At 65.3% G+C, this 24,447-nt stretch carries 22 protein-coding genes; 14 read left to right on the top strand and 8 right to left on the bottom strand.

Annotated elements, in window-relative coordinates:
- Positions 1–29 precede the first annotated feature (29 nt).
- Positions 30–1,022 carry a DNA polymerase III subunit delta gene (gene holA, locus ACIPXZ_RS09335; protein ID WP_400592858.1) on the top strand — a complete coding sequence of 331 codons (993 nt, stop codon included), beginning with the start codon at positions 30–32 and terminating at the stop codon, positions 1,020–1,022.
- Between the two features lie 185 nt (positions 1,023–1,207).
- Here holA and rpsT read toward each other — a convergent pair whose 3' ends face one another.
- Entirely contained in the window at positions 1,208–1,468 is a 261-nt protein-coding gene (gene rpsT / locus ACIPXZ_RS09330) for a 30S ribosomal protein S20 (protein WP_400592855.1), read from the bottom strand.
- Positions 1,469–1,661: 193 nt separating this feature from the next.
- Positions 1,662–2,132, bottom strand: a complete 471-nt coding sequence (locus ACIPXZ_RS09325; RefSeq protein WP_400592852.1) for a type II toxin-antitoxin system PemK/MazF family toxin — start codon at positions 2,130–2,132, stop codon at positions 1,662–1,664.
- A gap of 182 nt (positions 2,133–2,314) precedes the next feature.
- Here ACIPXZ_RS09325 and lepA point away from each other — a divergent pair, with 182 nt between their 5' ends.
- The gene (lepA, locus tag ACIPXZ_RS09320; RefSeq protein ID WP_400592849.1) at positions 2,315–4,174 is read left to right on the top strand and encodes a translation elongation factor 4; all 1,860 of its coding nucleotides are present in this window, start codon (positions 2,315–2,317) and stop codon (positions 4,172–4,174) included.
- A 3-nt stretch (positions 4,175–4,177) separates the two neighbouring features.
- On the top strand, positions 4,178–5,407 hold the full coding sequence (gene hemW, locus ACIPXZ_RS09315) for a radical SAM family heme chaperone HemW (RefSeq protein ID WP_400592846.1): 1,230 nt from the start codon (positions 4,178–4,180) through the stop codon (positions 5,405–5,407).
- Positions 5,408–5,465: 58 nt separating this feature from the next.
- Here the strand turns inward: hemW and ACIPXZ_RS09310 are convergent, their stop codons facing one another.
- Positions 5,466–5,921, bottom strand: coding sequence for a DUF4870 domain-containing protein (locus ACIPXZ_RS09310; RefSeq protein WP_400592843.1), 456 nt, complete (start codon positions 5,919–5,921; stop codon positions 5,466–5,468).
- Positions 5,922–6,002: 81 nt separating this feature from the next.
- Positions 6,003–6,842 carry a DUF3097 domain-containing protein gene (locus ACIPXZ_RS09305; protein WP_400592841.1) on the bottom strand — a complete coding sequence of 280 codons (840 nt, stop codon included), beginning with the start codon at positions 6,840–6,842 and terminating at the stop codon, positions 6,003–6,005.
- A 126-nt stretch (positions 6,843–6,968) separates the two neighbouring features.
- Between ACIPXZ_RS09305 and hrcA the strand changes: the two genes are divergently transcribed.
- The 3 genes from hrcA to ACIPXZ_RS09290 are packed head-to-tail and all read left to right on the top strand — an operon-like array spanning position 6,969 to position 9,923.
- Positions 6,969–7,982, top strand: a complete 1,014-nt coding sequence (gene hrcA / locus ACIPXZ_RS09300) for a heat-inducible transcriptional repressor HrcA (protein WP_400592838.1) — start codon at positions 6,969–6,971, stop codon at positions 7,980–7,982.
- Between the two features lie 56 nt (positions 7,983–8,038).
- The gene (dnaJ, locus tag ACIPXZ_RS09295; protein WP_400592836.1) at positions 8,039–9,160 is read left to right on the top strand and encodes a molecular chaperone DnaJ; all 1,122 of its coding nucleotides are present in this window, start codon (positions 8,039–8,041) and stop codon (positions 9,158–9,160) included.
- A 1-nt stretch (position 9,161) separates the two neighbouring features.
- Positions 9,162–9,923, top strand: coding sequence for a 16S rRNA (uracil(1498)-N(3))-methyltransferase (locus ACIPXZ_RS09290; protein WP_400592834.1), 762 nt, complete (start codon positions 9,162–9,164; stop codon positions 9,921–9,923).
- Positions 9,924–9,959: 36 nt separating this feature from the next.
- Here ACIPXZ_RS09290 and ACIPXZ_RS09285 read toward each other — a convergent pair whose 3' ends face one another.
- Entirely contained in the window at positions 9,960–10,895 is a 936-nt protein-coding gene (locus ACIPXZ_RS09285) for a GerMN domain-containing protein (protein WP_400592831.1), read from the bottom strand.
- Between the two features lie 288 nt (positions 10,896–11,183).
- Here ACIPXZ_RS09285 and ACIPXZ_RS09280 point away from each other — a divergent pair, with 288 nt between their 5' ends.
- From ACIPXZ_RS09280 to ACIPXZ_RS09260, 5 genes are all read left to right on the top strand, one after another.
- On the top strand, positions 11,184–12,284 hold the full coding sequence (locus ACIPXZ_RS09280) for a PhoH family protein (RefSeq protein ID WP_400592829.1): 1,101 nt from the start codon (positions 11,184–11,186) through the stop codon (positions 12,282–12,284).
- On the top strand, positions 12,281–12,754 hold the full coding sequence (gene ybeY, locus ACIPXZ_RS09275) for an rRNA maturation RNase YbeY (RefSeq protein ID WP_400592826.1): 474 nt from the start codon (positions 12,281–12,283) through the stop codon (positions 12,752–12,754). Before ACIPXZ_RS09280 ends, ybeY begins: the two co-directional genes overlap by 4 nt.
- The gene (locus tag ACIPXZ_RS09270) at positions 12,751–14,055 is read left to right on the top strand and encodes a hemolysin family protein (protein WP_400592823.1); all 1,305 of its coding nucleotides are present in this window, start codon (positions 12,751–12,753) and stop codon (positions 14,053–14,055) included. The genes ybeY and ACIPXZ_RS09270 overlap by 4 nt, the downstream gene beginning before the upstream one ends.
- Positions 14,056–14,058: 3 nt before the next feature.
- The gene (gene era, locus ACIPXZ_RS09265) at positions 14,059–15,021 is read left to right on the top strand and encodes a GTPase Era (RefSeq protein ID WP_400592820.1); all 963 of its coding nucleotides are present in this window, start codon (positions 14,059–14,061) and stop codon (positions 15,019–15,021) included.
- Between the two features lie 99 nt (positions 15,022–15,120).
- Positions 15,121–16,671: an LCP family protein gene (locus tag ACIPXZ_RS09260; RefSeq protein ID WP_400592817.1), complete on the top strand. Its 1,551-nt coding sequence runs from the start codon at positions 15,121–15,123 to the stop codon at positions 16,669–16,671.
- 111 nt (positions 16,672–16,782) lie between these two features.
- Here the strand turns inward: ACIPXZ_RS09260 and ACIPXZ_RS09255 are convergent, their stop codons facing one another.
- Positions 16,783–18,735, bottom strand: coding sequence for a M13 family metallopeptidase (locus tag ACIPXZ_RS09255; RefSeq protein ID WP_400592814.1), 1,953 nt, complete (start codon positions 18,733–18,735; stop codon positions 16,783–16,785).
- Between the two features lie 270 nt (positions 18,736–19,005).
- Between ACIPXZ_RS09255 and leuA the strand changes: the two genes are divergently transcribed.
- From leuA to ACIPXZ_RS09240, 3 genes are all read left to right on the top strand, one after another.
- Positions 19,006–20,745 carry a 2-isopropylmalate synthase gene (leuA, locus tag ACIPXZ_RS09250; RefSeq protein ID WP_400592812.1) on the top strand — a complete coding sequence of 580 codons (1,740 nt, stop codon included), beginning with the start codon at positions 19,006–19,008 and terminating at the stop codon, positions 20,743–20,745.
- Between the two features lie 73 nt (positions 20,746–20,818).
- Positions 20,819–21,574, top strand: a complete 756-nt coding sequence (recO, locus tag ACIPXZ_RS09245) for a DNA repair protein RecO (protein ID WP_400592810.1) — start codon at positions 20,819–20,821, stop codon at positions 21,572–21,574.
- A gap of 18 nt (positions 21,575–21,592) precedes the next feature.
- Positions 21,593–22,393: an isoprenyl transferase gene (locus tag ACIPXZ_RS09240; protein ID WP_400592807.1), complete on the top strand. Its 801-nt coding sequence runs from the start codon at positions 21,593–21,595 to the stop codon at positions 22,391–22,393.
- Here ACIPXZ_RS09240 and ACIPXZ_RS09235 read toward each other — a convergent pair.
- Positions 22,360–23,439 carry an alpha/beta hydrolase gene (locus tag ACIPXZ_RS09235; protein WP_400592805.1) on the bottom strand — a complete coding sequence of 360 codons (1,080 nt, stop codon included), beginning with the start codon at positions 23,437–23,439 and terminating at the stop codon, positions 22,360–22,362. The two genes, ACIPXZ_RS09240 and ACIPXZ_RS09235, sit on opposite strands and share 34 nt — an antisense overlap.
- Before the next feature lie 30 nt (positions 23,440–23,469).
- Positions 23,470–24,414 (bottom strand): alpha/beta hydrolase, encoded by a 945-nt coding sequence (locus ACIPXZ_RS09230; protein ID WP_400592802.1) that lies wholly within the window; start codon positions 24,412–24,414, stop codon positions 23,470–23,472.
- Positions 24,415–24,447 lie beyond the last annotated feature (33 nt).

Raw genomic sequence — 24,447 nt, 5'->3', positions numbered from 1 at the left:
GCACCCCAGGAAGGCAGGCATTCCCCGTCATGGCCAAGGCCACTCAGTCCAATGCACTCAGCTGGCGAGACATCACTCCTGCACCTCTCGTACTGCTTTCGGGACCGGAGGAGTACTTCGCCCAGCGGGCGCGCGACCTTCTGCGACGGCAGCTCCGGCAGGAACATCCTGACCTTGAAATCACGTCCTTCGACGCCTCTGAGTACACGGCGGGTTCCCTCACCGTGGCATGCAGCCCCTCCTTGTTCGGAGAATTCAAGCTGATCGAGGTGACTCGTCTGGAAGCCATGAACGACGCGTTCCTCAGTGACGGATTGGCTCTTGCCGCGGGCGGAGCCGAGGACGCCGTCGTACTTCTGCGGCACGGTGGTGGCGTGCGCGGGAAGAAGCTGCTGGATGCTCTCAAGGCCGCGTGGCCTGTGATCGACTGCCAGCCGTTGAAGAAGGAGACCGACAAGAACACGTTCGTCAGTGCGGAGTTCCGTGCCGCAAACCGCCGTATCGAGGGCACGGCCGTCACTGCACTCGTACAGGCCGTGGGCTCCCAGACGGCTGAGCTGGCGGGTGCCTGTCAGCAGCTGATGGAGGACACCACCGGGACCATCACCGCGGAAGTGGTGGAGAAGTACTACGGCGGACGGGTCGAGGCCAGTGCGTTCAAGGTTGCGGATGCCGCCCTCGACGGCGACGCCGCGACCGCCCTGACGACGTTGCGCTACGCGCTGGACACCGGCGCGGACCCGGTTCCGCTCGTCGCAGCCCTGGCGGCAAAGCTCAGAACACTGGCCCGGGTGGCCGGAAGCCGGGGCTCCGCCTCCCTCATTGCGAAAGAGCTGGGCATGCAGCCGTGGCTCGTCGAGCAGGCGCAACGGGATGTACGGCGCTGGACTCCCGAGAATCTACGGCGTTGCGTGCAGGCCGTGGCGGAAGCCGATGCTCAGGTGAAGGGCTTGTCCCGTGATCCCGTCTACGCGGTGGAGCGGGTGGTGCACTTGGTGGCCACCTCGGTCCGCTCGCGCTGATCCTCCGCCCTACCGCGAAAGGGCGCCCCTGCCGGACTCTGGGTCCGGAGGGCGGGCACCTCGGGTGACAAGATCTTGGACAACGCGATTTAAACAACGAGGGCGCCCGGTCCAGAACGGACCGGGCGCCCTCGCGAAGCATGAAGTGCGGGTGATGTGATCACCGCGCCGCGGGTGCGGGCTCTTTAGAGAGCGCTGACCTTCTTGCTGATGGCGGACTTGCGGTTGGCGGCGTTGTTCTTGTGAATGACGCCCTTGCTCACAGCCTTGTCCAGCTTGCGGTTGGCCACCTTGACGGCGGACTCAGCGGCTTCCTTGTTACCAGCCTCGATGGCTTCGTTGACGGTCTTCACGACGGTCTTGAGCTCGGACTTGACAGCGACGTTGCGCTGGCGAGCCTTCTCGTTGGTAAGGATGCGCTTCTTCTGAGACTTGATGTTAGCCACGTAGTGAACTCTCTTTTTATGACGGATGGGTCTAGAGGGCGTCAGATTGGCCATTGACTGAGCGGCGTGGGGATGCCTATGGCAGCCAATCATCAGTGTCCGCCGACCTGTACGGACACACAGCAAAATAGTTTAGCAGAAATTCACCGTTCCTGCCCGGTCTGGCGCGTCGCGGAACGGGTTCCGCCGCAGCTCAGTGACCGGCGGAGCGGAGTGCGCGAGTCACCGCACGGAATCGCCCACGGTCCAGGACCGCTCCTTCACGGCGGACCGAGCCTGGATCGACCCTGATCACGCGATTCACCTTGACCTCGCTGGGACGCCCCGCGCGGTCCCAGAGTCCGGACCCGATGTCGACGTAGTGACTATCGGTATGAGTGGGACTGTTGTGGTCTTTCGAGGTGAGCATCAGGCCGAGCAGCCAGCCGCCGTCGCGGCCGATCAGGAGGACCGGCCGGTCCTTGCCCTGGGCGTGATTCTCCTCGAACGGCACCCAGGTCCAGACGATCTCCCCGGGGTCAGGCTTGCCGTCTGGCGCGGGGGAGTAGCTGGTGCGGACGCGCCCGTCGTAGTCGCCCGGATAGCCGGCTGGGGAGCTTTGGCGGGGCCGGGCCGCTTTCCGCAGCCCCAATGATCTCAAGAGTCTGGAGAACACGGACATCATGGCTGACAGACTATCCACTTCGCCGCCTCCCGCCCACTGCTGCCGGATCGCCACGCGGAGGAGCGGAAGAGTTGTGAGTCATGGGAGAATAGGGGATTGATTCATCCGGCCTCCGTGACAGTCCTCTTGTGATTGCCCATTCCCGCGGGGCCGTGCCCACGGCAACAGTAAGGACGTCACGAGTGTCTCCCATGGCCCGCACCGCACCGGTGCCTGCCGCGACCGACCCGGCGCTGATCCGCAACTTCTGCATCATCGCGCACATCGATCACGGCAAGTCCACCCTGGCTGATCGCATGCTGCAGCTGACCGGTGTGGTCCAGCCCCGGGACATGAAGGCCCAGTACCTGGACCGCATGGACATCGAACGCGAGCGCGGCATCACCATCAAGTCGCAAGCGGTTCGCATGCCCTGGGAGCTGGACGGCACCAGCTATGCCCTGAACATGATCGACACTCCGGGCCACGTGGACTTCACCTACGAGGTCTCCCGTTCCCTCGCGGCGTGCGAAGGTGCGGTCCTGCTCGTGGACGCCGCTCAGGGCATCGAAGCCCAGACCCTGGCGAATCTGTACCTGGCCATGGAGAACGATCTGACGATCATTCCGGTGCTGAACAAGATCGACCTGCCGGCCGCTCAGCCGGAGAAGTACGCGGCCGAGCTGGCCAACCTCATCGGCGGCAAGCCGGAGGACGTGCTGATGGTCTCCGGTAAGACCGGCGTCGGCGTCGAAGGCCTGCTCGACAAGATCGTGCAGGATCTGCCTGCGCCCGTCGGCGATCCGGACGCGCCTGCCCGTGCCATGATCTTCGATTCGGTTTACGACACCTACCGAGGCGTGGTCACCTACGTCCGCGTGGTGGACGGCAAGCTGTCGCCGCGCGAGCGCATTCAGATGATGTCCACCAAGGCCAGCCACGAACTCCTCGAGATCGGTGTGAGCTCGCCGGAGCCGGTGCCTTCCAAGGGTCTGGGCGTGGGAGAGGTGGGCTACCTCATCACCGGCGTGAAGGATGTCAGGCAGTCCAAGGTAGGTGACACCGTCACAACGCTGAACAAGCCGGCATCGGAGTCCCTAGGAGGGTATGAGGACGCCAAGCCCATGGTCTTCTCCGGGCTCTACCCCTTGGACGGCACGGACTACCCGGTGCTTCGCGACGCGCTGGAGAAGCTGATGCTCAACGACGCGGCGCTGGTCTATGAGCCGGAGACGTCTGCGGCTCTGGGCTTCGGGTTCCGGGTCGGCTTCCTCGGACTGCTGCACCTGGAGATCACCCGTGAGCGCCTGGAGCGCGAATACAAGCTGGATCTGATCTCCACCGCTCCGAACGTGGAGTACGAGGTGACCCTCGAGGACAAGAAGATCGTCCACGTCACCAACCCGAGCGAATACCCCGTCGGCAAGGTCGCCGAGGTGCGCGAGCCGATGGTCTCCGCGACCATCCTGGCGCCGAACGAGTTCGTCGGCGCCATCATGGAGCTGTGCCAGTCCCGGCGAGGCATCCTGGGAGGAATGGACTATCTCTCTGAGGACCGCGTCGAGATCCGTTACAGGCTCCCGCTGGCCGAGATCGTCTTCGATTTCTTCGACACCCTCAAATCGAAGACCCGTGGGTACGGCTCACTGGACTGGAAGACCGACGGCGACCAGGTCGCCGACCTGGTCAAGGTGGACATCATGCTCCAGGGCGAGACCGTGGACGCCTTCAGCGCCATCACGCACCGCGACAAGGCCTACTCCTATGGCGTCATGATGACCTCCAAGCTCCGGGAGCTCATTCCCCGTCAGCAGTTCGAGGTCCCCATCCAGGCCGCCATCGGAGCCCGCATCATCGCCCGCGAGAACATTCGCGCCATCCGCAAGGACGTTCTTGCCAAGTGCTACGGCGGCGATATCAGCCGTAAGCGCAAGCTGTTGGAGAAGCAGAAGGAAGGCAAGAAGCGCATGAAGATGGTGGGCCGCGTCGAAGTTCCGCAGGAGGCATTCATCGCCGCCCTGAGCAACGACGAAGGCAACGGCAAGGACAAGGCCAAGAAGTAGCGCATGCCGAGTGCACTGCCTCTCGGGGCCCCCGCACCTGCCGACGGAATCCTGGATCCCCAGGCCGCCGACGGTGCGGGGGAGCGCCCCTTCAGCCTGTATGTCCACGTCCCGTACTGCACGGTTCGCTGCGGCTACTGCGACTTCAACACCTACACCGCCACGGAGCTGGGCGGCGGCGCGAGCCAGGCGGAGTATGCCGGCACCGCCCTCTCCGAACTCGATTTCGCGGCAGATGTCCTGGACCGTTCGGGACTTCCTCAGCGGGAGGTCTCCACGGTGTTCTTCGGTGGGGGCACCCCTACTCTCCTGAATCCCGCGGAACTGGGCTCTTTGCTCGGACGTGCCCGCACCCTCTGGGGTCTCGCCCCGGACGTGGAGGTGACGACCGAGGCCAACCCCGAGACGGTCACGCGTGAGTCCCTCGCCCGGCTGGCCGAGGCGGGCTTCACGCGTGTGTCCTTCGGCATGCAGTCGGCCGTGCCGCATGTGCTCAAGGTCCTGGACCGGGTGCACCGGCCGGAACGCGTGCCGCAAGTCGTGGAATGGGCGCGTGCCGCAGGGCTGGCCGTGAGCCTCGATCTGATCTACGGCACGCCAGGGGAGTCCCTGAGTGATTGGGAGCATTCCCTGACGGAGGCGCTGGCCTGCGAGCCGGATCACCTGAGCGCCTACGCCCTGATCATCGAGGACGGGACCAAGCTGGCCGCCCAGATCCGCCGCGGCGAGGTTCCCGACGTCGACGACGACGATCACGCCGACAAGTATGAGCTGGCCGAGGAGCGGCTGTCCGCTGCAGGCCTGCACTGGTACGAAGTCAGCAACTGGGCGCGCACTCCCGGGCAGGAGTGCAGGCACAATCTGGCGTATTGGCGCGGCAGCGACTGGTGGGGTGTCGGCCCAGGCGCTCACTCCCATGTGGGTGGTGTGCGCTGGTGGAACGTCAAGCACCCCAGGGCCTATGCTCAGCGCCTGGCCTCGGGAGTCTCGCCTGCCGCCGGCAAGGAGGCGCTCGACGGCGACACGCGCTACGTCGAGGACGTCCTGCTGCGCAGCCGCCTGGCCGAGGGCCTGCCGGTCGCCGGGCTGCGGCCTGAAGGGCGTACCGCTGTGGCGGGTCTGATCGCCGACGGACTCATCGACGCACCGGCGGCCTTTGCGGGAACCCTCCGGTTGAGTTTGCGGGGCCGCTTGCTCGCCGACGCCGTCGTCCGTCGCCTGCTGCCGGACTGAGCCAGAACTGAAGGTCATGAAAAAGGCCCGCACCGGACGGTGCGGGCCTTTGCCGTGCTTACTTGATGAGGCGGAGATTGAACCTGTAGCGATAGGGCTGGCCGCGGTTGACCTGGATCCCTGCGATCACAGAGAACACCGTGAGCGCGATCCAGATGAGCGCGGCGATGACGGCGAAGCCGCCACCGACCCAGGGGACCAGGCTCAGGACGTTGGCGACCATGGCCACGACCGTGGGAGGCAGGGTGAAGTTGAGGGCTTCCTTGGACTCCTGTGCGGTGAAAGGCCCGCGGTCCTTGAAGATCAAATAGATGAGCAAGGACGGGATGAAACCCAGGATGCCTCCGAAGTGAGCCAGCATGGCCCACTGCCTGTCCTCGCTGGCGCTCAGCGGCTCCGGGACCGCGCTGGTTCCCGTGTAATCCGAGTCCTGAGGACGCGCCTGGGCCGGCTCCGTGTTCCCGTGACCTGAGGAGGGGCTTCCCTGCGACTGAGGTCCAGATGCGTCCGACACCGGTGCTACTCCTGAGATAGTTCATGGTCGCGGGACGAGGCCCGCGGCAGTGCATTCCTCTTCAGCATAGTGGCTGGTGGGTCATGCCGTGAGGAAATCGATGACTTCCTCGACCCGGCCCAGCAAGGAGGGTTCCAGATCCGCGTAGCTGCGCACTGTGGAGAGGAGCTTCTGCCAGCCCAGGCCGATGTCCTCCGGCGTGGCATGAGGCCAGCCGAATGCTTTGAGGATGCCGGTCTTCCAATCGGTGCCACGCGGTATCTCAGGCCAGGCCTGGATGCCGAGCGTCTGCGGTTTGATCGCCTGCCAGACGTCCACATAAGGGTGGCCGACCACCAGGACATTGCCGGCGACGCCGGGCTGCCGCATGAGTTCGTCGACGATCCGCTGTTCTTTGGAACCCGGAACGAGGTGGTCCACCAGGATGCCCAGTTTGCGGCCGGTGCCGGGCCCGAACTCGCGCACCACGGACGGCAGATCGTCCACACCGTGCAGCGGTTCGACGACGATGCCCTCCACACGGAGATCGTCGCCCCAGACGCGTTCGACGAGTTCGGCATCGTGTTTGCCCTCGACCCAGATGCGGCTGGCGAGAGCGGTGCGTGCTTTGGTCTCGACATGGATCGAACCACTGGCGGTGCGCCGCGGACCTTGCGGGGCTTTGGCGGCACGCGGCGGGACGATCTTGACCGGTTCGCCGTCGAGCAGAAAGCCGAAACCGAGCTGGAAGGAACGGTTCTTGCCTCTGCGATCCTCCAAGCTGAGGATGTGCATGCCGCCGGACTTCTCGACGCGGGTCACGGCACCCACCCATCCGGTCTGGACGTCCTCGAGGACCATTCCCTGTTCCACCGGGACCTCCCTCAGCTGACGGGCGGCCGGGGCGCTGAGCTCCTGCGGCCCCCAGGAGTGGATGGGCATGATCTCTCCCTCATTTCCGGGAACGGGTGACTACGTGCCCGCGAGGGGCGGGCATACTAGAATTAGCACTTGGAGGGGTAGAGTGCTAAGAGAAACGCCGATGGAAGAAGCAGTGGAGGTGCCAGTGTGAGCGATCCTCGTCGTCTCGCCGTGCTGCGGGCCATCGTGGAGGACTACGTCCACTACCGTGAGCCGGTGGGCTCCAAGGCCTTGGTGGAGCGTCACCAGCTGGGGGTTTCCAGCGCGACGATCCGCAACGACATGGCGGCACTGGAGGAGGAGGGGCTCATCGCGGCCCCGCACACCAGCGCGGGACGCATTCCGACGGACAAGGGCTACCGGCTCTTCGTCGACCAGCTGGCCGCAGTCAAACCGCTGTCCGCACCGGAGCGCCGGGCCATTCACACCTTCCTGGACAGCGCCAGCGATCTGGATGACGTTCTGGAGCGATCCGCCCGCCTGCTCTCGCAGCTGACCCGGCAAGTCGCCGTCGTGCAGTATCCCACCGCCACTCAGGCACGAGTGCGCCATCTCGAGCTCGTCGCGCTGGGGGAGAGCCAGGTCCTGCTGGTGCTCATCACCGATGCCGGGGCTGTGGACCAGCGCGTCGCCACCCTGGGACAGCCCGTCTCCGAAGAGGAACTGGCGGTGTTGCGCACGGCGTTCCTGAACCTGAGCGTCGGGCAGCTGGTCCGAGGACTCAGAGATGCTCTGCATGCCCTGCCGCTGACCGTTCCGCCTGGCCTCCAGGCTCCGGCCACCCAACTGGCGTCAGCGTTGCTGATGCTGCTGGAATCGGGCGCTGAAGACCGGATTGTACTGGCCGGTACGGCGAATCTGGCCCGTTCGACGATGGACTTCCCCCTGAGTATCGGCCCCGTGCTGGAGGCACTTGAAGAGCAGGTGGTCATGCTCCGGCTGCTCACCGAGATGAATCAGGATCAGCACGGCGTCGCCGTCAGCATCGGACGGGAGAATCCGTACGACGAACTGGCCGGGACATCCGTGGTCGCAACAGGTTACGGCCGCGGCTCCATGTCCAAGGTCGGTGTCCTGGGACCCACCCGGATGGACTATGCCTCCTCCATGGCCGCAGTGCGCGCCGTGGCCCGGTATCTTTCACGCATTCTGGCGAACTGAGCCCCTGAGCCGGTACCGCCGTCGAAGTCAAGCAAGAGGAAGAGAAGAACAGACACGTGAGCAGCCACTACGAAGTCCTCGGGGTGCCCCGCGACGCCAGTGGGGAGGAGATCAAGAAGGCCTACCGCAAGCTGGCCCGGACCCTGCACCCGGATGTGAACCCGGGGGAGGATGCCGCCGACAAGTTCAAGGCGGTCACCCACGCCTACGAGGTGCTCTCGGATCCTGAAAAGCGCCGGATCTACGACACCACCGGCAACGAGAACGGCACGGACAACGGCTTCGGAGGGTACTCCGGCTCGGGCTTCGCGTTCCAGGACATCTTCGAGACCTTCTTCGGCGGGAGCGCGGCCGCCGGCCCCGCGTCCCGGGTGCGACGCGGTCAGGACGCCCTCATCGAGGTGCGGATCGACCTCAAGGATGCGGTTTTCGGTGTGGAGAAGACCCTCGAGCTGGAGACCGCGGTGGTCTGCGAAAGCTGCGACGGCAGTTGCTGCCAGCCCGGCACCAGCCCGGAACGATGCGACATCTGTCACGGTGCAGGCCAGGTCCAGCGGCCGGTGCGGTCCATCCTCGGCCAGGTCATGACCGCCGCCACCTGTCCCAGCTGCCAGGGCTTCGGCACGGTCATCAAGGACCCCTGCAACGAGTGCAGTGGACAGGGTCGTGTCCGCAGCCACCGTTCCCTTGCCATCAAGGTGCCGGCCGGTGTGAGTACCGGCACCCGCATCCAGCTCTCCGGGCACGGCGAAGCCGGAATCGCAGGCGGCCCGGCCGGGGATCTGTACGTACAGGTCAAGATCAACGCGGACAAGACGTACACGCGGGAGGGCGACGATCTGCACGCCTCCCTCAAGGTGCCCATGACGGCGGCCGCATTGGGGACCGATCTTGAACTGGAGACCTTCGACGGTCTGCAGAACATCAGCATCAAGCCCGGCACCCAGTCCGGAGAGGTCATCACGCTGCACGAGCTCGGCGTGACTCATCTGCGTGGCTACGGCCGTGGCGATCTCAAGGTCCGGATCCACGTGGAGACCCCGACCCGGCTCGATGCGGAGCAGGAGGAACTGCTGCGCAAACTGGCCGGCCTCCGCGAAGAGGAGTTCACTCAGGGAAAGCTGGCGAGCAGCGGCGGCATGTTCGCCAAGCTCCGTGACAAGTTCGGCAACCTCTGAGATGAGCAATCCGGTCTTCTTCGTCACCCCGGGGTCCCTTGACGACGCCGGGCCGGGGAGTCTGATCCCGCTCGACGGGGCCGAAGGGCGCCATGCGGTGACCGTGAAGCGGCTCGCGGTGGGTGAAGCGCTCGATCTGGTGGACGAACAAGGTCTCCGGGTCACGGGCACCGTGGCGGCTGTGCACGACCACGAACTCGTGGTGCGCTGCGAGTCGGTGGACCGGGAGGAGCAGGCCTCTCCGCGGCTCGTGCTGGTGCAGGCTCTGGCCAAGGGCGACCGGGACGAGCAGGCGATCGAGAGCGCCACGGAGCTGGGCGTCGACGCGATCATCCCGTGGCAGGCCGAGCGGTCCATCGTGCGCTGGAAAGGCGAACGCGCTGCGAAGGCTCTGGCCAAGTGGCGCAGCGTGGTGCGCGCAGCCGCCAAGCAGTCCCGCCGTTCGCGGACGCCCGTCGTGGAGGACTGTGTGGATTCCGCCGGGTTGGTTCGCCGGATCGGCGATGCGGAACACGCTTTCATTCTCCACGAACAGGCTGCGGAACCTCTGACCGGCCGCTTGGCCGCGCTCGGAGGGGAACCGTCCGGCAGCGCCGAGGTGCTGCTGATCGTCGGTCCTGAGGGAGGGATCTCTCGTTCCGAGCTTCAGCGTTTCCAGGAAGCCGGCGCATTGACGGCGCTTCTGGGCCCACACGTGTTGCGATCGAGTTCGGCGGGGCCGGCTGCGATCGTCGTGGCCAGCACCTCACTCAGCCGCTGGTAGCGCCCCGCCTGCTGTCGGCTGGGCGTCCGGGGCGTCTCAGCCGACGACGACGGTCTTGCTGTCCTGGATGTCCGGGGCGGTGCCGGGCCCAGTGATGCCTGCGATGAGTTCGTACTTGCCGGGAGGCAGCTGCACCGTCACGGCGAACTGGCCGACGCCCTGTTCCTGAGCCGTCACTGAGGTCAGTCCTTTGGCGAACGAGGTCTCATTGGATGAACCGTCCACGCGGTTGACCGTCCAGTGGACTTCCGTCCCTTTGCCCAGGACGATGCCTCTGAACGTCACCTGCCCGCTGTGCAGACTCGCGCCTTCTTGAAGATCGGTGAGCCGTAACGGCGAGAGATAGGCGGTGTCCCGGTGGAATGGGGCGGCCAGTGAGATGCTGCCGAAAGCCTTGACGTCGTTCCGGCCGTCGACCAACACGGTCACGTTCGGCTCGATGACGGAGTCCACCATGCCTGAAGCCCGGGCGGCGGAGACCGCAGTGAAGACCAGTTGCTGAACGGCGCGTTTGGCCATTGACGGGTCCAGGTTCTTGGAAAACGCGTCACTGCTGACATCTACGGTGATGCCCGCGGTATCGGTGATCGAGGCCGCAAGCCGCTGGGGTGGCTGCCAGGCGGTGAAGTAGTCAGGGTCGAGTGGTTTCTCACTCATCATCACCCGTAGTGCGGAGGTGACGGGATCGTTCGACTTGTCGATCTTGCGGGTCTCTGAGAAGAGGTAGGCATTGCCGCCGGTCTGGCCGATCCAGTAGACCTGCGCCTGTGTTCCGGCTTCCGCAGATTCGCTGGCGGTGCTCGTCACCTCCGGGACGGAGGAGGCCAGGGTGGACGGCTCGGGAAGCCCGGAGGACACCGTGCTGGAGGGGGTGGCGGTGCACGCGCTGAGCACGAGCGGCAATGCCGCGAGCTGAAGCCAGCGGACAAGCCGGCGGCGGGGGCGGACGGAACTGTGCGACGGCGTGGTCATACTTCTCAGGGCACCCCTTCCGGTCTGGAACCTTCCGGTGCAGGCGTGTGCGCTGACCGGGCAAAAGCGAAAGGGCTGCCTATTCCGGCAAGCCCCGATTAAACTCTAGCCACTGGCGGTGGCCGGAAACGCTTCGAGGGGTGTCGGAGGCGGAAGTGAAACCTGATTGAGACCGGGCTGTTCCCAAGCCGTGACCCGGAAGCGGTGACGTAGACTTTCAGAGGGCCGCGACACTTCGTGGCCGCGTCACTTCCACGAAAGGGTCACTCGGTCCGTCGGGCCGGCATCATGAGCGAAGAATCCCTGGCTGCAGGCCCCTTGTCCGGCCGCACCGACTTCCCGCACAGCACCCCCGTCGCACGGACCGAGGTTCTGGTCTTCGACAGCACCGAGGACATGGTCCGCACGCTCGGGGCCCACGATGAGGCTCTGAGGAGCCTGGAAGGTTCGTTTCCGACGGTCGCGTTCCACGTGCGCGGTGATGAACTGACTCTCAAAGGCCCGGCAGTCGAGGTTCAGCTGGCTCAGCGGCTCGTCCTGGAACTGCGATCCATCGCCTCCCGAGGGACGGTGGTCGGCAAGGATCTCGTCACCCAGCTTCTGGGGATGCTTCGCGCGCGGACCGCGCCCACCCCGACGGAGGTTCTCACCCAGAACATCCTTTCCAGCCGGGGACGCACCATCCGCCCCAAGACGCTGAACCAGAAAAGCTACGTCGATGCCATCGATGACAACACCGTGGTCTTCGGCCTCGGCCCCGCAGGCACCGGCAAGACCTATCTCGCCATGGCCAAAGCCGTGCAGGCGCTGCAGAACAAGGAAGTCAGCAGGATCATCCTCACCCGTCCCGCGGTGGAAGCCGGAGAGAGGCTCGGATTCCTGCCCGGCACGCTGAGTGACAAGATCGATCCCTATCTCCGTCCGCTGTTCGACGCGCTGCACGACATGATGGATCCGGAGTCGATTCCGCGGCTGATGGCTGCGGGCACCATCGAGGTCGCACCGCTGGCGTACATGCGAGGTCGTACGCTCAACGACGCTTTCATCATTCTGGATGAGGCTCAGAACACGACCCCGGAACAGATGAAGATGTTCCTCACCCGCCTGGGGTTCGGATCCAAAATGGTCGTCACCGGTGACACCAGTCAGGTCGATCTGCCCTCCGGGACCAGTTCCGGACTGCGCATCGTCCAGGGGATCCTGGAAGGGATCGAGGACATTCACTTCGCAGTGCTCGATGCGACCGATGTGGTCCGGCACCGGCTCGTGGGAGACATCGTCACGGCGTACAACCGCTGGGACGAAGGGCAGCAGAACCACACGGCGCGCCGGAGGCCCGGCCAGCAGGATCCGTCCCCTTCCGTTCAGAACCCAGGAGCAGCATCGTGAGCATAGAGGTCAACAACGAATCCGGCGTCGAGGTCAATGCCGAGGAACTCGTCCGCCTGGCCCGTTTCATCTTCAATGAGCTCTACATCCATCCCGAGGCGGAGCTTTCCGTGCTCCTCGTGGACGAGCCCGCCATGGAGAAGCTCCACATCGAGCTGATGGACGAGCCCGGCTCCACGGACGTGCTTTCGGTGCCGATGGACGAGCTCACTCCGGGTGCACCCGGCCGGATCACGCCGGCCGGTATGCTCGGCGACATCGCGGTCTGCCCACAGGTCGCGGCCGTCCAGGCGGTGAACGCCGGGCACAGCACCGAGGAGGAGATGCTGCTTCTGACGACGCACGGAATCCTCCACCTGCTGGGCTTCGACCACGCGGAACCCGAGGAGAAGGCTGAGATGTTCGGCCTCCAGCGCCAGCTGCTTTCCGCCTTCCTCGGCAAGGATGCCCCGCTGGAGACGACCGAATGACCCTGGCGGTCCTCCTGCTGCTGACGCTTCTCTTCCTCATCATCGGCGCCGTCCTCTCCGCAGCGGAGTCTGCGCTGGCGTTCCTGCCCCGTCACGATCTGGATGAACTGAAAGAGACCCGACCGGGCCATTCCGCGTTGCGTCTCTTCGAGGAGCCGCAGGCTCACCTTCGCGCGATCCGCTTCTGGCGTGTGTGGTTCGAGATGGCCGGCGCTGTCGCGCTCACCCTGGCGGTCAGTGAGCTGATCGACAATCTCTGGCTCACCGGGCTCATCGCGACGGTCATCATGGCGGTGGTCGGATTCGTGCTCGTGGGAGTCTCCCCGCGTCGTCTGGGACGTCAGTACCCGGTGAGCACGGTGCGCTATACGGCATGGCTGGTGCGTCTGCTCCGTCAGGTGCTCGGCCCGATCCCTGATTGGCTGCAACGTTTCGGCACCGCGGTCCTGCCCGCAGGCAGCTCGGACGTCGATCTGCACGATGAACTCGGCTCGCTGACGGGCGCTGAGGTGCGAGCCCTCTTCGAACGGTCCAGTGAGTCGGAACTGATCGAAGAGAGCGAGGCCGAGCTCATCCAGAGTGTGTTCGACCTGGAGGACACCCTCGTGCGGGCGGTCATGGTGCCGCGCACGGACATCGTGCACATTCACAGCGGACAGAGCCTGGAACAGGCCATGCGGCTTTTCCTGCGCAGTGGCAACAGTCGGGTGCCGGTGGTGGGGGAGAGCGCCGACGAGGTACTCGGAATCCTTTACCTGAAGGATGTCGCCGCCGCACTGTTCGGCGCAGGCGACTCCCATCAGCCATCGCTCGTCGCGATCGCACGCAAGGTACGCTTCGTCCCCGAGTCGAAACCGGTGGCCGAGCTGCTCAAGGAGCTCCAGACCGAGCAGGTGCACATGGCGATCGTCATCGACGAGTACGGCGGCACGGCGGGCCTGGTCACCCTGGAGGATCTCATCGAGGAGATCGTGGGGGAGATCGTCGACGAATACGACTCGGAGATGGCGGAAGCGGCCGAGATCGCCCCCGGTGTCTACCGTGTCAACGCCCGCATGCCGATCGACCATCTCGGCGAACTGTTCGACCGGGAGATCGAAGACGACGACGTCGACTCGGTGGGTGGTCTGCTGGCCAAGGCCCTGGGGCGGGTGCCCATCCTCGGCAGCGTCGCGATCACGCACGGACTGCGCCTGGAAGCGCTGAGCATCGAGGGCCGCCGCAATCGAGTGAATCATGTACTGGCCCAGGTGGAAACCGTGGCCGATGGAAGGGCCGAACGAGCCCAGGAGGAAGTGTGAGCCATGGCAGGACAGCGTGACGGTCTGATGAAGGACCCAGGCACAGAGGGGTATCGGGCCGGCTTCGCGATCCTGGTAGGACGGCCGAACGCGGGCAAGTCCACGCTCACCAATGCTCTGCTCGGGCAGAAGGTGGCGATCACCTCGAACAAGCCGCAGACCACACGGCACACGATCCGTGGCATTCTGCACCGTCCGGACGCCCAGCTTGTCCTGGTCGACACCCCGGGCCTGCATCGTCCCCGCACGCTTCTCGGGCAGCGGCTCAACGACCTGGTGGCTGCGACGCTCTCCGAAGTGGATGCCATCGGCTTCTGCCTGCCGGCCAACGAGGCGCTCGGCCCAGGCGACCGCTTCATCGCCCAGCAGCTCGCCATGGTCGGGCGGAAGCCCATCATCGCCGTCGTCACCAAGACCGATCTGGTGGGACGTGAGCAGCTGGGGGAGAAGCTTCTGGCCGTCGCGGCCATGGGCCAGGAGGTTCTGGGCGGTGAAGGGTTCCGGGAGATCGTTCCGGTATCCGGCAAGGACGGCTTCCAGATTCGCAGCCTCGAAGATGTGCTGATCTCCTACATGCCGCCGTCGCCGCCCCTGTACCCCGAGGGTGAACTGACGGATGAACCGGAGTCCGTCATGGTCGCCGAGCTGATCCGCGAGGCGGCTCTGGAAGGTGTCCGCGACGAGCTTCCGCATTCCCTGGCCGTCGTCGTCGAGGAGATGCTGCCGCGGGAGGGCCGGAGTGAGGACAACCCGCTCCTGGATGTGCGGGTCCATCTCTTCGTGGAACGGCCTTCACAGAAGGCGATCATCATCGGCAAGGGAGGCAGCCGGCTCAAGGAGGTGGGCACCCGTGCACGCAAGGGCATCGAGGCGCTCCTCGGGACGAAGGTCTACCTTGATCTCCACGTCAAAGTGGCCAAGGACTGGCAGCGGGACCCGAAGCAATTGGGCCGCCTGGGCTTCTGATCCACTCGGGCCGGGCCGCGGCTCATGGCCTGCTATCAGCCGAATCGCAGAAACGGCCCCTAGAATTAGACGGTTCTGTCAGTTTTGAAAGGCCCCTGAGTGACCACGCCGCACAAAGTAAAGCGTCGGGCTGATGCCCAACCGCGCAAAGCCCGTTCGCATGCTTCCGACGCGAAGGTCCTCGGCGCCCGGCACCTGGCCTCCCTGAACGGAATGCCGCTCTGGGCCAAGATCACCGCGGGCGCCATGAGCCTGATTCTCGTGGCGTTGCTCGGCTTCGCCGGCTATTGGTACTTCAGGCTCCAGGGAAACCTGAGCAAGGCTCCTCTGACGGCGTCGGGCCGGAGCCAGCAGGCGGCGAACGATGCGACGGATCGCCTCCAGATCCTGATCATGGGCACCGACACCAGGACCGGCAAGAACGGCGCCTGGGGTTCGGTCGACCAGTCTGGAGGCTACGGCAACTCCGATGTCATGATGCTGCTGGACATCTCGGCGGACAACCAGCGGGTCAGCATGGTCTCCTTCCCCCGTGACCTGGTGGTGCCGATTCCGCAGTGCACGGATCCCAAGACCAAGAAGGTCTGGCCCGCGCAACCGGCAGCGCAGCTGAACAGTGCGATGGCGGAGGCCGGCCCCGGCTGCACGGTGGACACCATCAGCAAGCTCGTCGGTCTGCAGATCGATCACTTCATGCTGGCCGACTTCAACGCGGTCACGGAGCTCTCCAAGCAGGTGGGCGGCGTGGAGGTCTGTGTCAACGCACCCATCAACGATCCCGACTCCGGGCTCAAGCTTCCCGCCGGCAAGTCCCTGGTGGAGGGCGACCAGGCGCTGGCGTTCCTGAGGAACCGGCACGGCGTGGGCGATGGCAGTGACATCACGCGCATCAAGTCCCAGCAGCAGTTCCTCGCCTCGCTGGCCCGCAAGGTACGCAGTGATGGCACGCTCACCGATGTGCCGAAACTCCTCGGGATCGCGGATACCGTGACCAAGAACCTGACGGTCGACGAGGGCCTCGCCGGTCCGCAGTCGCTCATCACGATCGCGCAGCGGCTGCAGAAGGTCGATCTGTCGAAGGTCGCCTTCGTCACCGTGCCGTGGGAACCGTCCGACATCAACCCGACCGCCTGGGTGCAGGCAAAGCAGCCGGAGGCCGGGCAGCTCTTCAAGGCGATGCGTGAGGGTGTCGATCTGACCAACCCGAACGCCAAGCCGACCGCAACTCCGAGCGCCACCCCTTCAGCCACGCCGACGCCGACGTCCACTTCGAAGGCGACGACGGGTCCGGATCAGACTCAGGCTCCCGTCACCGTGGCCAACGGCACGGGCGTTCCCGGCCGGAGCGAGGCGCTCGACACCTTCCTGCAGGCCAAGGCGTTCTTGATGCAGGCGCCGATCACGGCCGACACGACCGACCAGACGATCATCTACTACTCCTCGCAGTACCAGGGCGCGGCGAAGAAGGTGGCGGCGGCCCTCGGGATCCCCACCGCACAGCTCAAGCCGAGTGCGGACATCCTGGGCGTCCAGGTCTACGTGGGCACCGACTTCGCCAGCGGCACGGCCTACCAGGCGGTGCAACTGCCCAAGGACATCGTGGGTCAGACGGCGGCGGACAGCACCTGCCAGACAGCGTTCAGCGGCTGATCCACGGAGTACCGCGGAATACCAAAGGGGTGGGTCCCGGAAGCATGCTTCCGGGACCCACCCCTTTCCGGTACTGATCGTTCAGCGGTCCGGATGGCGGACTGCGGGGAGCTACCAGATGCGGACCCGCTCGTCCTCCGCCAGCCACATGTCGTCTCCTTCCGTTACGCCGAAGGCGTCATGGAAGGCATCGAGGTTCTTGACGATCGCGTTGGCACGGAACTCGTTGGGGGAGTGCGGGTCGATGGTCACACGACGGATGGCCTCCTCGGAACGGATCACCTGACGCCAGCCGGTGGCCCAGGCGAAGAAGAACCGCTGGGCGCCACTCAGACCGTCGAGGACCGGGGCATCGGCGTCGTCGAGCGACGCCCGGTAAGCCTTGTAGGCGATGCCCAGTCCGCCCAGATCCCCGATGTTCTCCCCGAGCGTGAGCTCGCCGTTGACATGGTGTCCCGGTGCTTCACTCGGTTCGAGAGCGTTGAACTGGTCCACCAGGCGGTGGGTCCTCTCCTCGAAAGCGGTGCGGTCCTCATCCGTCCACCAATTGCGGAGAGTGCCGTCGCCGTCGTACTGCGAACCCTTGTCGTCGAAGCCGTGTCCGATCTCGTGGCCGATCACGGCACCGATGGCCCCGTAGTTGACGGCATCGTCCGCATCGGCCTGGAAGAAGGGCGGCTGAAGGATGGCGGCAGGGAAAACGATCTCGTTCAGCACGGGATGGTAGTAGGCGTTCACGGTCTGCGGCGTCATGAGCCACTTGTCCCGGTCCACGGGAGCGCCGATCTCCTCGACATGGCGGTCGACGTCGGCCTCATGGGCCCGTTCGACGTTCCCCAGAAGGTCCGCCGGATCGATGACGATCGAGGAGTAGTCGATCCACTTGTCCGGGTAGCCGATCTTGGTCCGGAACGAATCGAGCTTGGCCAGGGCCTTCTCCTTGGTCTCGGGGCCCATCCAGTCCAGCGTGGTGATGCTGGCACGGTACGCCTCGACAAGATGCGAGACCAGTTCCTGCATGCGTCCCTTGTGTCCCTCGGGGAAGTGCTCGCGGACGTACAGCTCACCGATGGCCTCGCCCAAGGCGTCCTCGACGACGGCGACGCCGCGCTTCCAGCGGTCCTTCAATTCAGGCGTTCCGCTCAGGACGGTCCCGTGGAAGGAGAAATGGGTCTGGACGAAGTCCTTCGACAGATACGGTGCAGCCGCGTCCACGATCCGGGCGACGAGCCATTCGCGCCAGGTCTCCATCGGCTCGGACTCGAGGAGTGCAAGGAGGGCGGGGAAGAAGTCGGGAGTGCTGAGGACGAGCTCCGTCCACTTCGTGCTGTCGATCCCGGCCGCCTCAAACCACGCGCCGGCGACGGGGAATGCCTCAACGAGCTCCTGAGCGGTGCGCAGGTTGTAGGTCTTCTGCGGATCCCGCAGCGTGACCTTGTCCCAGTGGGTGGCAGCGATCTTGCGTTCGAGGACCACGATCCGAGCCGCGGCGCCGGCAGAGTCCTCCCGTCCTGCCAGGGAGAGGAGGCTGTCGAGATAGTCCTGATACTTCTCCACGATGGGGGCGAACTGTTCGTCGCGGTAGTAGCTCTCGTCCGGCAGGCCGAGACCGGACTGGCCGAGGTAGGGCAGCACCCTGGTCGGGTCACCGGCGTCGGGCGAGGGGTAGAAGTAGAACAGTCCTGGGACGGCTGCACGGAACAGCGTGCCCAGCCGCCGGACCAGTTCCTCGGGAGTCCGCACTTCGTCGACCGCGTCCAGACGGGTGCGGAGCGGTTCGAGGCCGAGGTGTTCCAGACGGTCCTCGTCCATGAAACTGGCGTACAGGCCTCCGATCTGGGCGGCGATGCCGCCGTCAGCGGCCCCACGGGTGGCGGCTTCCTCGATGAGCGCACGCACAGCTTCTTCGGAAGAGTCACGAAGGGCTGTGAAGGTCCCTTCCAGGGAGCGGTCCTCCCGGATCACCGTTTCCTCGAGCCACCGGCCGTTCACGTGCCGGTAGAAGTCGTCCTGGGGCTTGATCTCCTGGGCTGCATGGCCGAGCTCAACGCCTGATGGTTGCACGAAAGGGTCTCCTGACGGGACGGATGCGACCGCTCGTGGGCCACATGGTGGACATCGTCGTGATGCGGAACACCCTCATCCTACGCACGTGCTACTCTGACTTCGTGCATACAGGGCTGCTCCTTCTTAGCTGCCGTGGCGAGGCCTGATTTTCCGCTTCTTTAGAAGCCGGGCTTCCTCGTCGCGGAGTCCGTTGCGCCCGGCCACCCTCACAGCCCACGAGGCTCGTGAAGGAATGTAGCTTCCGATAAGAAAAGGCACCGGAAAACCATGCGAAATGCACAGCAGCCCTCGGGCATGCCGACTCACCGTTACACCCCGTTCCATGAGCAGATCACCGTCGATCTGCCGGACCGCACCTGGCCGGACAAACGCATCGAGAAGGCGCCGCGCTGGTGCGCGGTGGACCTGCGTGACGGAAACCAGGCCCTGATCGATCCCATGAGCCCGGCCCGCAAGATGAAGATGTTCGATCTGCTGGTCCGGATGGGCTACAAGGAGATCGAGGTCGGTTTCCCGTCGGCGTCCCAGACCGACTTCGACTTCGTGCGGCAGCTCATCGAGGGCAAGCACATTCCGGATGACGTCACCATTCAGGTTCTGACCCAGGCCCGTGAGCACTTGATCGAGCGGACCTATGAGTCGATCGAGGGTGCGAAGAACGTCATCGTGCACCTCTACAACTCCACCTCCACGCTGCAGCGCCGCGTCGTCTTCAAGCAGGACGAGGACGGAATTCTGGACATCGCCCTGCAGGGTGCACGGCTGTGCAAGAAGTACGAGGAGACGCTGACCGATACCAACGTCACCTACGAGTACTCGCCCGAATCCTTCACCGGCACCGAGCTGGACTACGCAGTGCGGGTCTGCAACGCCGTCGCGGACATTTTTGAGGCATCGGCCGACCGCCAGGTGATCATCAACCTGCCGGCCACCGTCGAGATGGCCACGCCCAATGTCTACGCCGACTCGATCGAATGGATGCACCGGAACCTGCACCCGCGCGACGGCATCATCCTGTCCCTGCACCCGCACAATGACCGCGGCACCGGTGTGGCGGCGGCGGAACTCGGCTACCTGGCCGGCGCCGACCGGATCGAAGGCTGCCTGTTCGGCAACGGTGAGCGCACCGGCAACGTCGACCTGGTGACCCTCGGCCTGAACATGTTCGTCCAGGGAGTCGATCCGATGATCGATTTCTCGGACATCGACGAGATCCGCCGGACCGTCGAATACTGCAACCAGCTGCCGGTTCCGGAGCGGTCCCCGTACGGTGGCGATCTGGTCTTCACGGCCTTCTCGGGTTCCCACCAGGACGCGATCAAGAAGGGGCTGGAGGCGCTCGAGGCGGACGCCGCCGCAGCAGGCGTCGCAGTCGACGACTTCACCTGGCAGGTTCCGTACCTGCCGATCGACCCGAAGGACGTGGGGCGAAGCTATGAAGCGGTGATCCGGGTCAATTCGCAGTCCGGCAAGGGCGGTGTCGCTTACCTGCTCAAGAGCGAGCATCACCTGGACCTGCCTCGTCGTGCCCAGATCGAATTCTCCGGTGTCATTCAGCGCCGCACCGATTCGGTCGGTGGCGAAGTGAGCGCGGATGACCTCTGGAAAGCCTTCCAGGACGAGTACTTGCCGTCCAAGGAGGCGACCCAGCAGTGGGGCCGTTATGCGCTGGGCGCGACGCGGACCGAATCCGATGAGAGCGGCGCCGTGACGTTGCATGCCACGATGCGGATCGACGGGCAGCAGCAGGAACGTACGGGACACGGGAACGGCCCGATCGCCGCGTTGCTGGACATCCTGCGTCAGGACGGCGTGGATGTCCGGGTCCTGGACTACAGCGAGCACGCGCTCAGTGAAGGTGGCAATGCCCTGGCCGCAGCGTACGTCGAGTGCGCCGTGGGGGAGCGGGTCCTGTGGGGCGTGGGCATCGAATCCAATACGAGCACCTCGTCGCTCAAGGCAGTGGTGTCGGCCGTCAACCGGGCCATCAGAGACCGCTCCGTCTGACGCCAGGTGCGAAAGGCCCCAGGGACGCGCCGTCCCTGGGGCCTTTCCCCTGTCCCGAGTGGGACAATGAATTGTGGCAGAGGCGAGTTTCACTTCACGCGCGTACCGGGACGACGCCGTCGTCCTGCGTACCCACAAACTGGGCGAGGCCGATCGCATCCTCACGCTGCTCACCAAGCATCACGGGCAGATCAGGGCGGTGGCCCGCGGGGTGCGTCGCACCAGCAGCCGTTTCGGCTCTCGTCTGGAGCCGTTCATGGTGGCGGATCTGCAACTCGTGCCGGGGCGCAGTCTCGAGGTGGTCACGCAGGCCCAGAGCAAAGGCTCTTATGGACACTCGATCGCTTCCGACTATTCGCGCTACACGGTGGCCACCGCGATGGCCGAGACCGCGGAGAAACTGACCGACGTCGATGGCGAGTCGGGAACGGCGCAGTACCTCCTCCTGGTGGGGGCCCTGGCAGCATTGAGCCGCGGCGCGCATGATCCCGGGCTGATCCTGGACTCATACCTTCTCCGGGCGCTGGCCACCGGCGGCTGGGCCCCGAGCTTCACGGCTTGCGCCCGCTGCGACGCCCCCGGTCCGCATTCGGCCTTCAACGCGGCCCTCGGCGGCATGGTCTGCGCGGACTGCCGTCCGCCCGGTTCTCCTGCTCCCGCACCTGAGACGGTCGAATTGCTTGCGGCGCTGCTCAGTGGTGACTGGGACCAGGCGGACCGCTCCATCGGACGGGCGCGCTCCGAAGCAGCCGGCCTGGTGGCGGCCTATCTACAATGGCATCTGGAACGCAGGGTGAAGTCCCTGCAGCACGTCGACCGATCATCCTGAGCTGAGGAATTAACACACGTGTCCTTCAATGAAGCATCGAGTGCCGGATACGAGCGGCCTTATCCGCATCCCAGCGGGGCCCTGGCGCCGTCGGTCCCCGGGGTTCTGGTCCCGCAGCATGTGGCCATCGTCATGGATGGGAACGGCCGCTGGGCCAACCAGCGGGGGCTGCCCCGGATCGAGGGACACAAGGCGGGCGAACCGGCCCTGCTGGACGTGGTGGCCGGAGCGATCGAACTCGGGGTCAAGTACGTCACCGTGTACGCGTTCTCCACCGAGAACTGGAAGCGCTCTCCCGAAGAGGTGCGCTTCCTCATGGGATTTAACAAGGACGTGCTTCGAAGGCAGCGGGATCAGCTCAACCGCTGGGGAGTGGAGGTCCGCTGGTCGGGACGCCGGCCGCGGCTGTGGGGATCCGTCATCCGGGAACTGGAAGCCGCCGAGGAACTGACCCGCGGCAACACCCAGTGCGTGCTCACCATGTGCATCAATTACGGTGGCCGGGCCGAACTGGTGGACGGATTCAACCGGATGGCGGAAGACGTCGCCGCGGGGAGGCTGAAGCCCGGGCGGATCACCGAGAAGACGGTGCAGCGGTATCTTTACCAGCCGGATCTGCCCGACGTCGACCTGTTCATGCGTTCCTCGGGTGAGCAGCGCAGTTCCAACTTCCTGCCGTGGCAGTCGGTGTATTCCGAGTTCGTCTTCCTCGACGAGTTGTGGCCCGATGTCGACCGGCGCACCCTCTACCGTGCCGTCGAGAACTACGCCCGGCGCGACCGGCGTTACGGGGCGGCGGTCGATTCCGCGGCAGTCTGAACCAGCCAGTCCATGCATTCCTTGTAGGCCTGCTCCCGCACATCGCGGGCGGACATGAAAATGTCGTGGATGGCACCACGATAGCGGAACACCGCCACCCGGCGGCTGAGCCCGAGCGCCCTCTTGGCCGTCTCATGGACGTCGATCACGGCGTCGAGGGTCTTCAGCTCCTCGGTGTAGTCCGTCTGGATCTTGCTGCGTTCGCTCAGCATGACCAGAACGGGCGCGTCGATGTTCAGTCCGTGCTGCACCCGGGAGTGCCCGTTCATGACGGCCTTGATCCAGCCTGCGCGGATGGGGAATGACTCGCGGGGACGCCAGGCGGAGACGATATGCCATTCGCCGTAGGCCTTGTCGCTGACGCTCTTCCAGTACGCGGGCATCTCCGGCAGGGGGAAGGCGTGTTTCGGATCCGCTCTGGCGAAGGGCTCCACCAATTGCGTGGCGATGGTCCGTACGAGTGAGCTGCCTTGGAGCTCGAGCCACGGCGAGTTGAGGATCACGCTCGCAAGACGCCCTGGATTCCTATCGGCCCAGAGAGGCGCGATGAGCCCTCCGAGGGAGTGGCCGAGCAGGTGGATCCTCAACTCGGTGGCCCCTCGGAGCCTCTCGGCTGCTTCGAGAGCGGACAGAGCCGCCTCGATGTCCTCGTCGTAGATCTCCAGATCTGCGCTGAAACCCGCCGTCTGGTGTTCGTGGAGGCTCCGCCCGAACTTGCGCAGATCGAGCGCATAGAAGCTCGCGCCATGGTCTTCGAAGTAGTCCGCCAGCTCGGTCTGGAGGAAATAGTCGGCCCAGCCGTGGACGTAGAGGACGACGTCCTGGTGACCCGATGTCTGGGCGCGGCGTTGCCGGACAGCACTCAGCCAGGAGGGCCAACGGTGTTCCCGGGCGGCATGTGAGAGCTCGCGATGGGCCTTCCGCCTGACCAGGGTCGCGGTGACCGGACCTTCCTCGTCCTCGGTGAGGGGGAGTGAACACTGTTCGAAGTCATTGAACAGCACGTCCTGGCTCCAGACCAGCCCGGTGGGCAGAGACGAGGTCATGAGGAGTTCCTTCCTGAATCGGTATACACATCAGAGCACACGGAGCCAGCGTTCCAGGCGGGCATAGGCCTCGCCCCGGACCGGTGCGGGGGAGAGGAAGACGTCGTGCAGGGCTCCATCCACACGCTCCAGGGTGACCGAACGGCCGAGCTCGAGAGCCCTCAGCGCCATGGTGTTGACGTCCAGCACCGCATCGCTGCGGCGCATGTCCTCCCGCCAGAGAGGCCCGTTGGAACTGGAGGAGGACATCAGCACGACGATCGGCATGGGGAGCTCCAGCCCTCGGGCGACCTGCCCCTGGCCGCTGAGGATCGCACTCAGCCAGCCCGCCCGGACAGGGAAGGCCAGGGGAGGGCGGTACCGCTCGTCGAGTTCCCATTCGCCCTCGGCTTCGGCGCTGATGCTGCGCCAGTAGAAACCGCGTTCCGGAAGCCTGAGCACCGTCTTGGGGCGGACCCGGCTCAGCGGAGCCAGCAATGAGCGGGCGGCGTGCCGGACGACCGGGCTGCCGTGCATCTCCAGCCACGGGCTGTTGAGGACCAGGCCGTCCACCCGTCCGGGGTGGTTGGCCGCCCACAATGCAGCCACCAGGCCGCCGGTGGAGTGACCCATCAGGATCAGCGGCCTGGCCTCACCACCCTCGTTCACGACGTCCAGCGCGGCCTGGATGTCGGCGTCGTAATGGCGGAGATCCGCCACATACCCGCCGGTGGTGTCCGGACGCAGGTTCCTGCCGTGGTTGTGCAGATCGAGCGCGAAGAAGTCCAGCCCCTGCCCGGCGAAGAACTCCGCAAGATCCCTGTTGAAGAAGTAATCGCTCCACCCGTGCAGAAACAGGACGGCACCCGACGATGCGCCGGCCGGATGGCGCGGCCGGTGCCGGATCAGAGTCGCGGTCTGCGCTGTCCCGGCCCGCACATGGTGCAGTTCCAGGGACTCGAACTCCGGTCCCAGGATGTCGGGCTGCCACTCCATATCCCCTCCTGAAGCTCCGATGTCCGCATCGTA

The sequence above is a fragment of the Arthrobacter sp. NPDC090010 genome (assembly GCF_044748305.1).
Classification (GTDB): domain Bacteria; phylum Actinomycetota; class Actinomycetes; order Actinomycetales; family Micrococcaceae; genus Arthrobacter_E.
Note: the sequence above shows the minus strand (reverse complement) of the source record. Positions and strands in the feature narration are given on the sequence as shown.

Bases quoted from the DNA above. Each gene is read 5' to 3' on its own strand.
- era (WP_400592820.1), top strand. From the start codon at position 14,059: ATGGCAGGACAGCGTGACGGTCTGATGAAGGACCCAGGCACAGAGGGG.
- hemW (WP_400592846.1), top strand. From the start codon at position 4,178: ATGCCGAGTGCACTGCCTCTCGGGGCCCCCGCACCTGCCGACGGAATC.
- ACIPXZ_RS09280 (WP_400592829.1), top strand. From the start codon at position 11,184: ATGAGCGAAGAATCCCTGGCTGCAGGCCCCTTGTCCGGCCGCACCGAC.
- ACIPXZ_RS09285 (WP_400592831.1), bottom strand. From the start codon at position 10,895: ATGACCACGCCGTCGCACAGTTCCGTCCGCCCCCGCCGCCGGCTTGTC.
- ACIPXZ_RS09305 (WP_400592841.1), bottom strand. From the start codon at position 6,842: ATGCCCATCCACTCCTGGGGGCCGCAGGAGCTCAGCGCCCCGGCCGCC.
- leuA (WP_400592812.1), top strand. From the start codon at position 19,006: ATGCGAAATGCACAGCAGCCCTCGGGCATGCCGACTCACCGTTACACC.
- ACIPXZ_RS09290 (WP_400592834.1), top strand. From the start codon at position 9,162: ATGAGCAATCCGGTCTTCTTCGTCACCCCGGGGTCCCTTGACGACGCC.
- holA (WP_400592858.1), top strand. From the start codon at position 30: ATGGCCAAGGCCACTCAGTCCAATGCACTCAGCTGGCGAGACATCACT.
- ACIPXZ_RS09325 (WP_400592852.1), bottom strand. From the start codon at position 2,132: ATGATGTCCGTGTTCTCCAGACTCTTGAGATCATTGGGGCTGCGGAAA.
- ACIPXZ_RS09235 (WP_400592805.1), bottom strand. From the start codon at position 23,439: ATGACCTCGTCTCTGCCCACCGGGCTGGTCTGGAGCCAGGACGTGCTG.
- ACIPXZ_RS09270 (WP_400592823.1), top strand. From the start codon at position 12,751: ATGACCCTGGCGGTCCTCCTGCTGCTGACGCTTCTCTTCCTCATCATC.
- ACIPXZ_RS09230 (WP_400592802.1), bottom strand. From the start codon at position 24,414: ATGGAGTGGCAGCCCGACATCCTGGGACCGGAGTTCGAGTCCCTGGAA.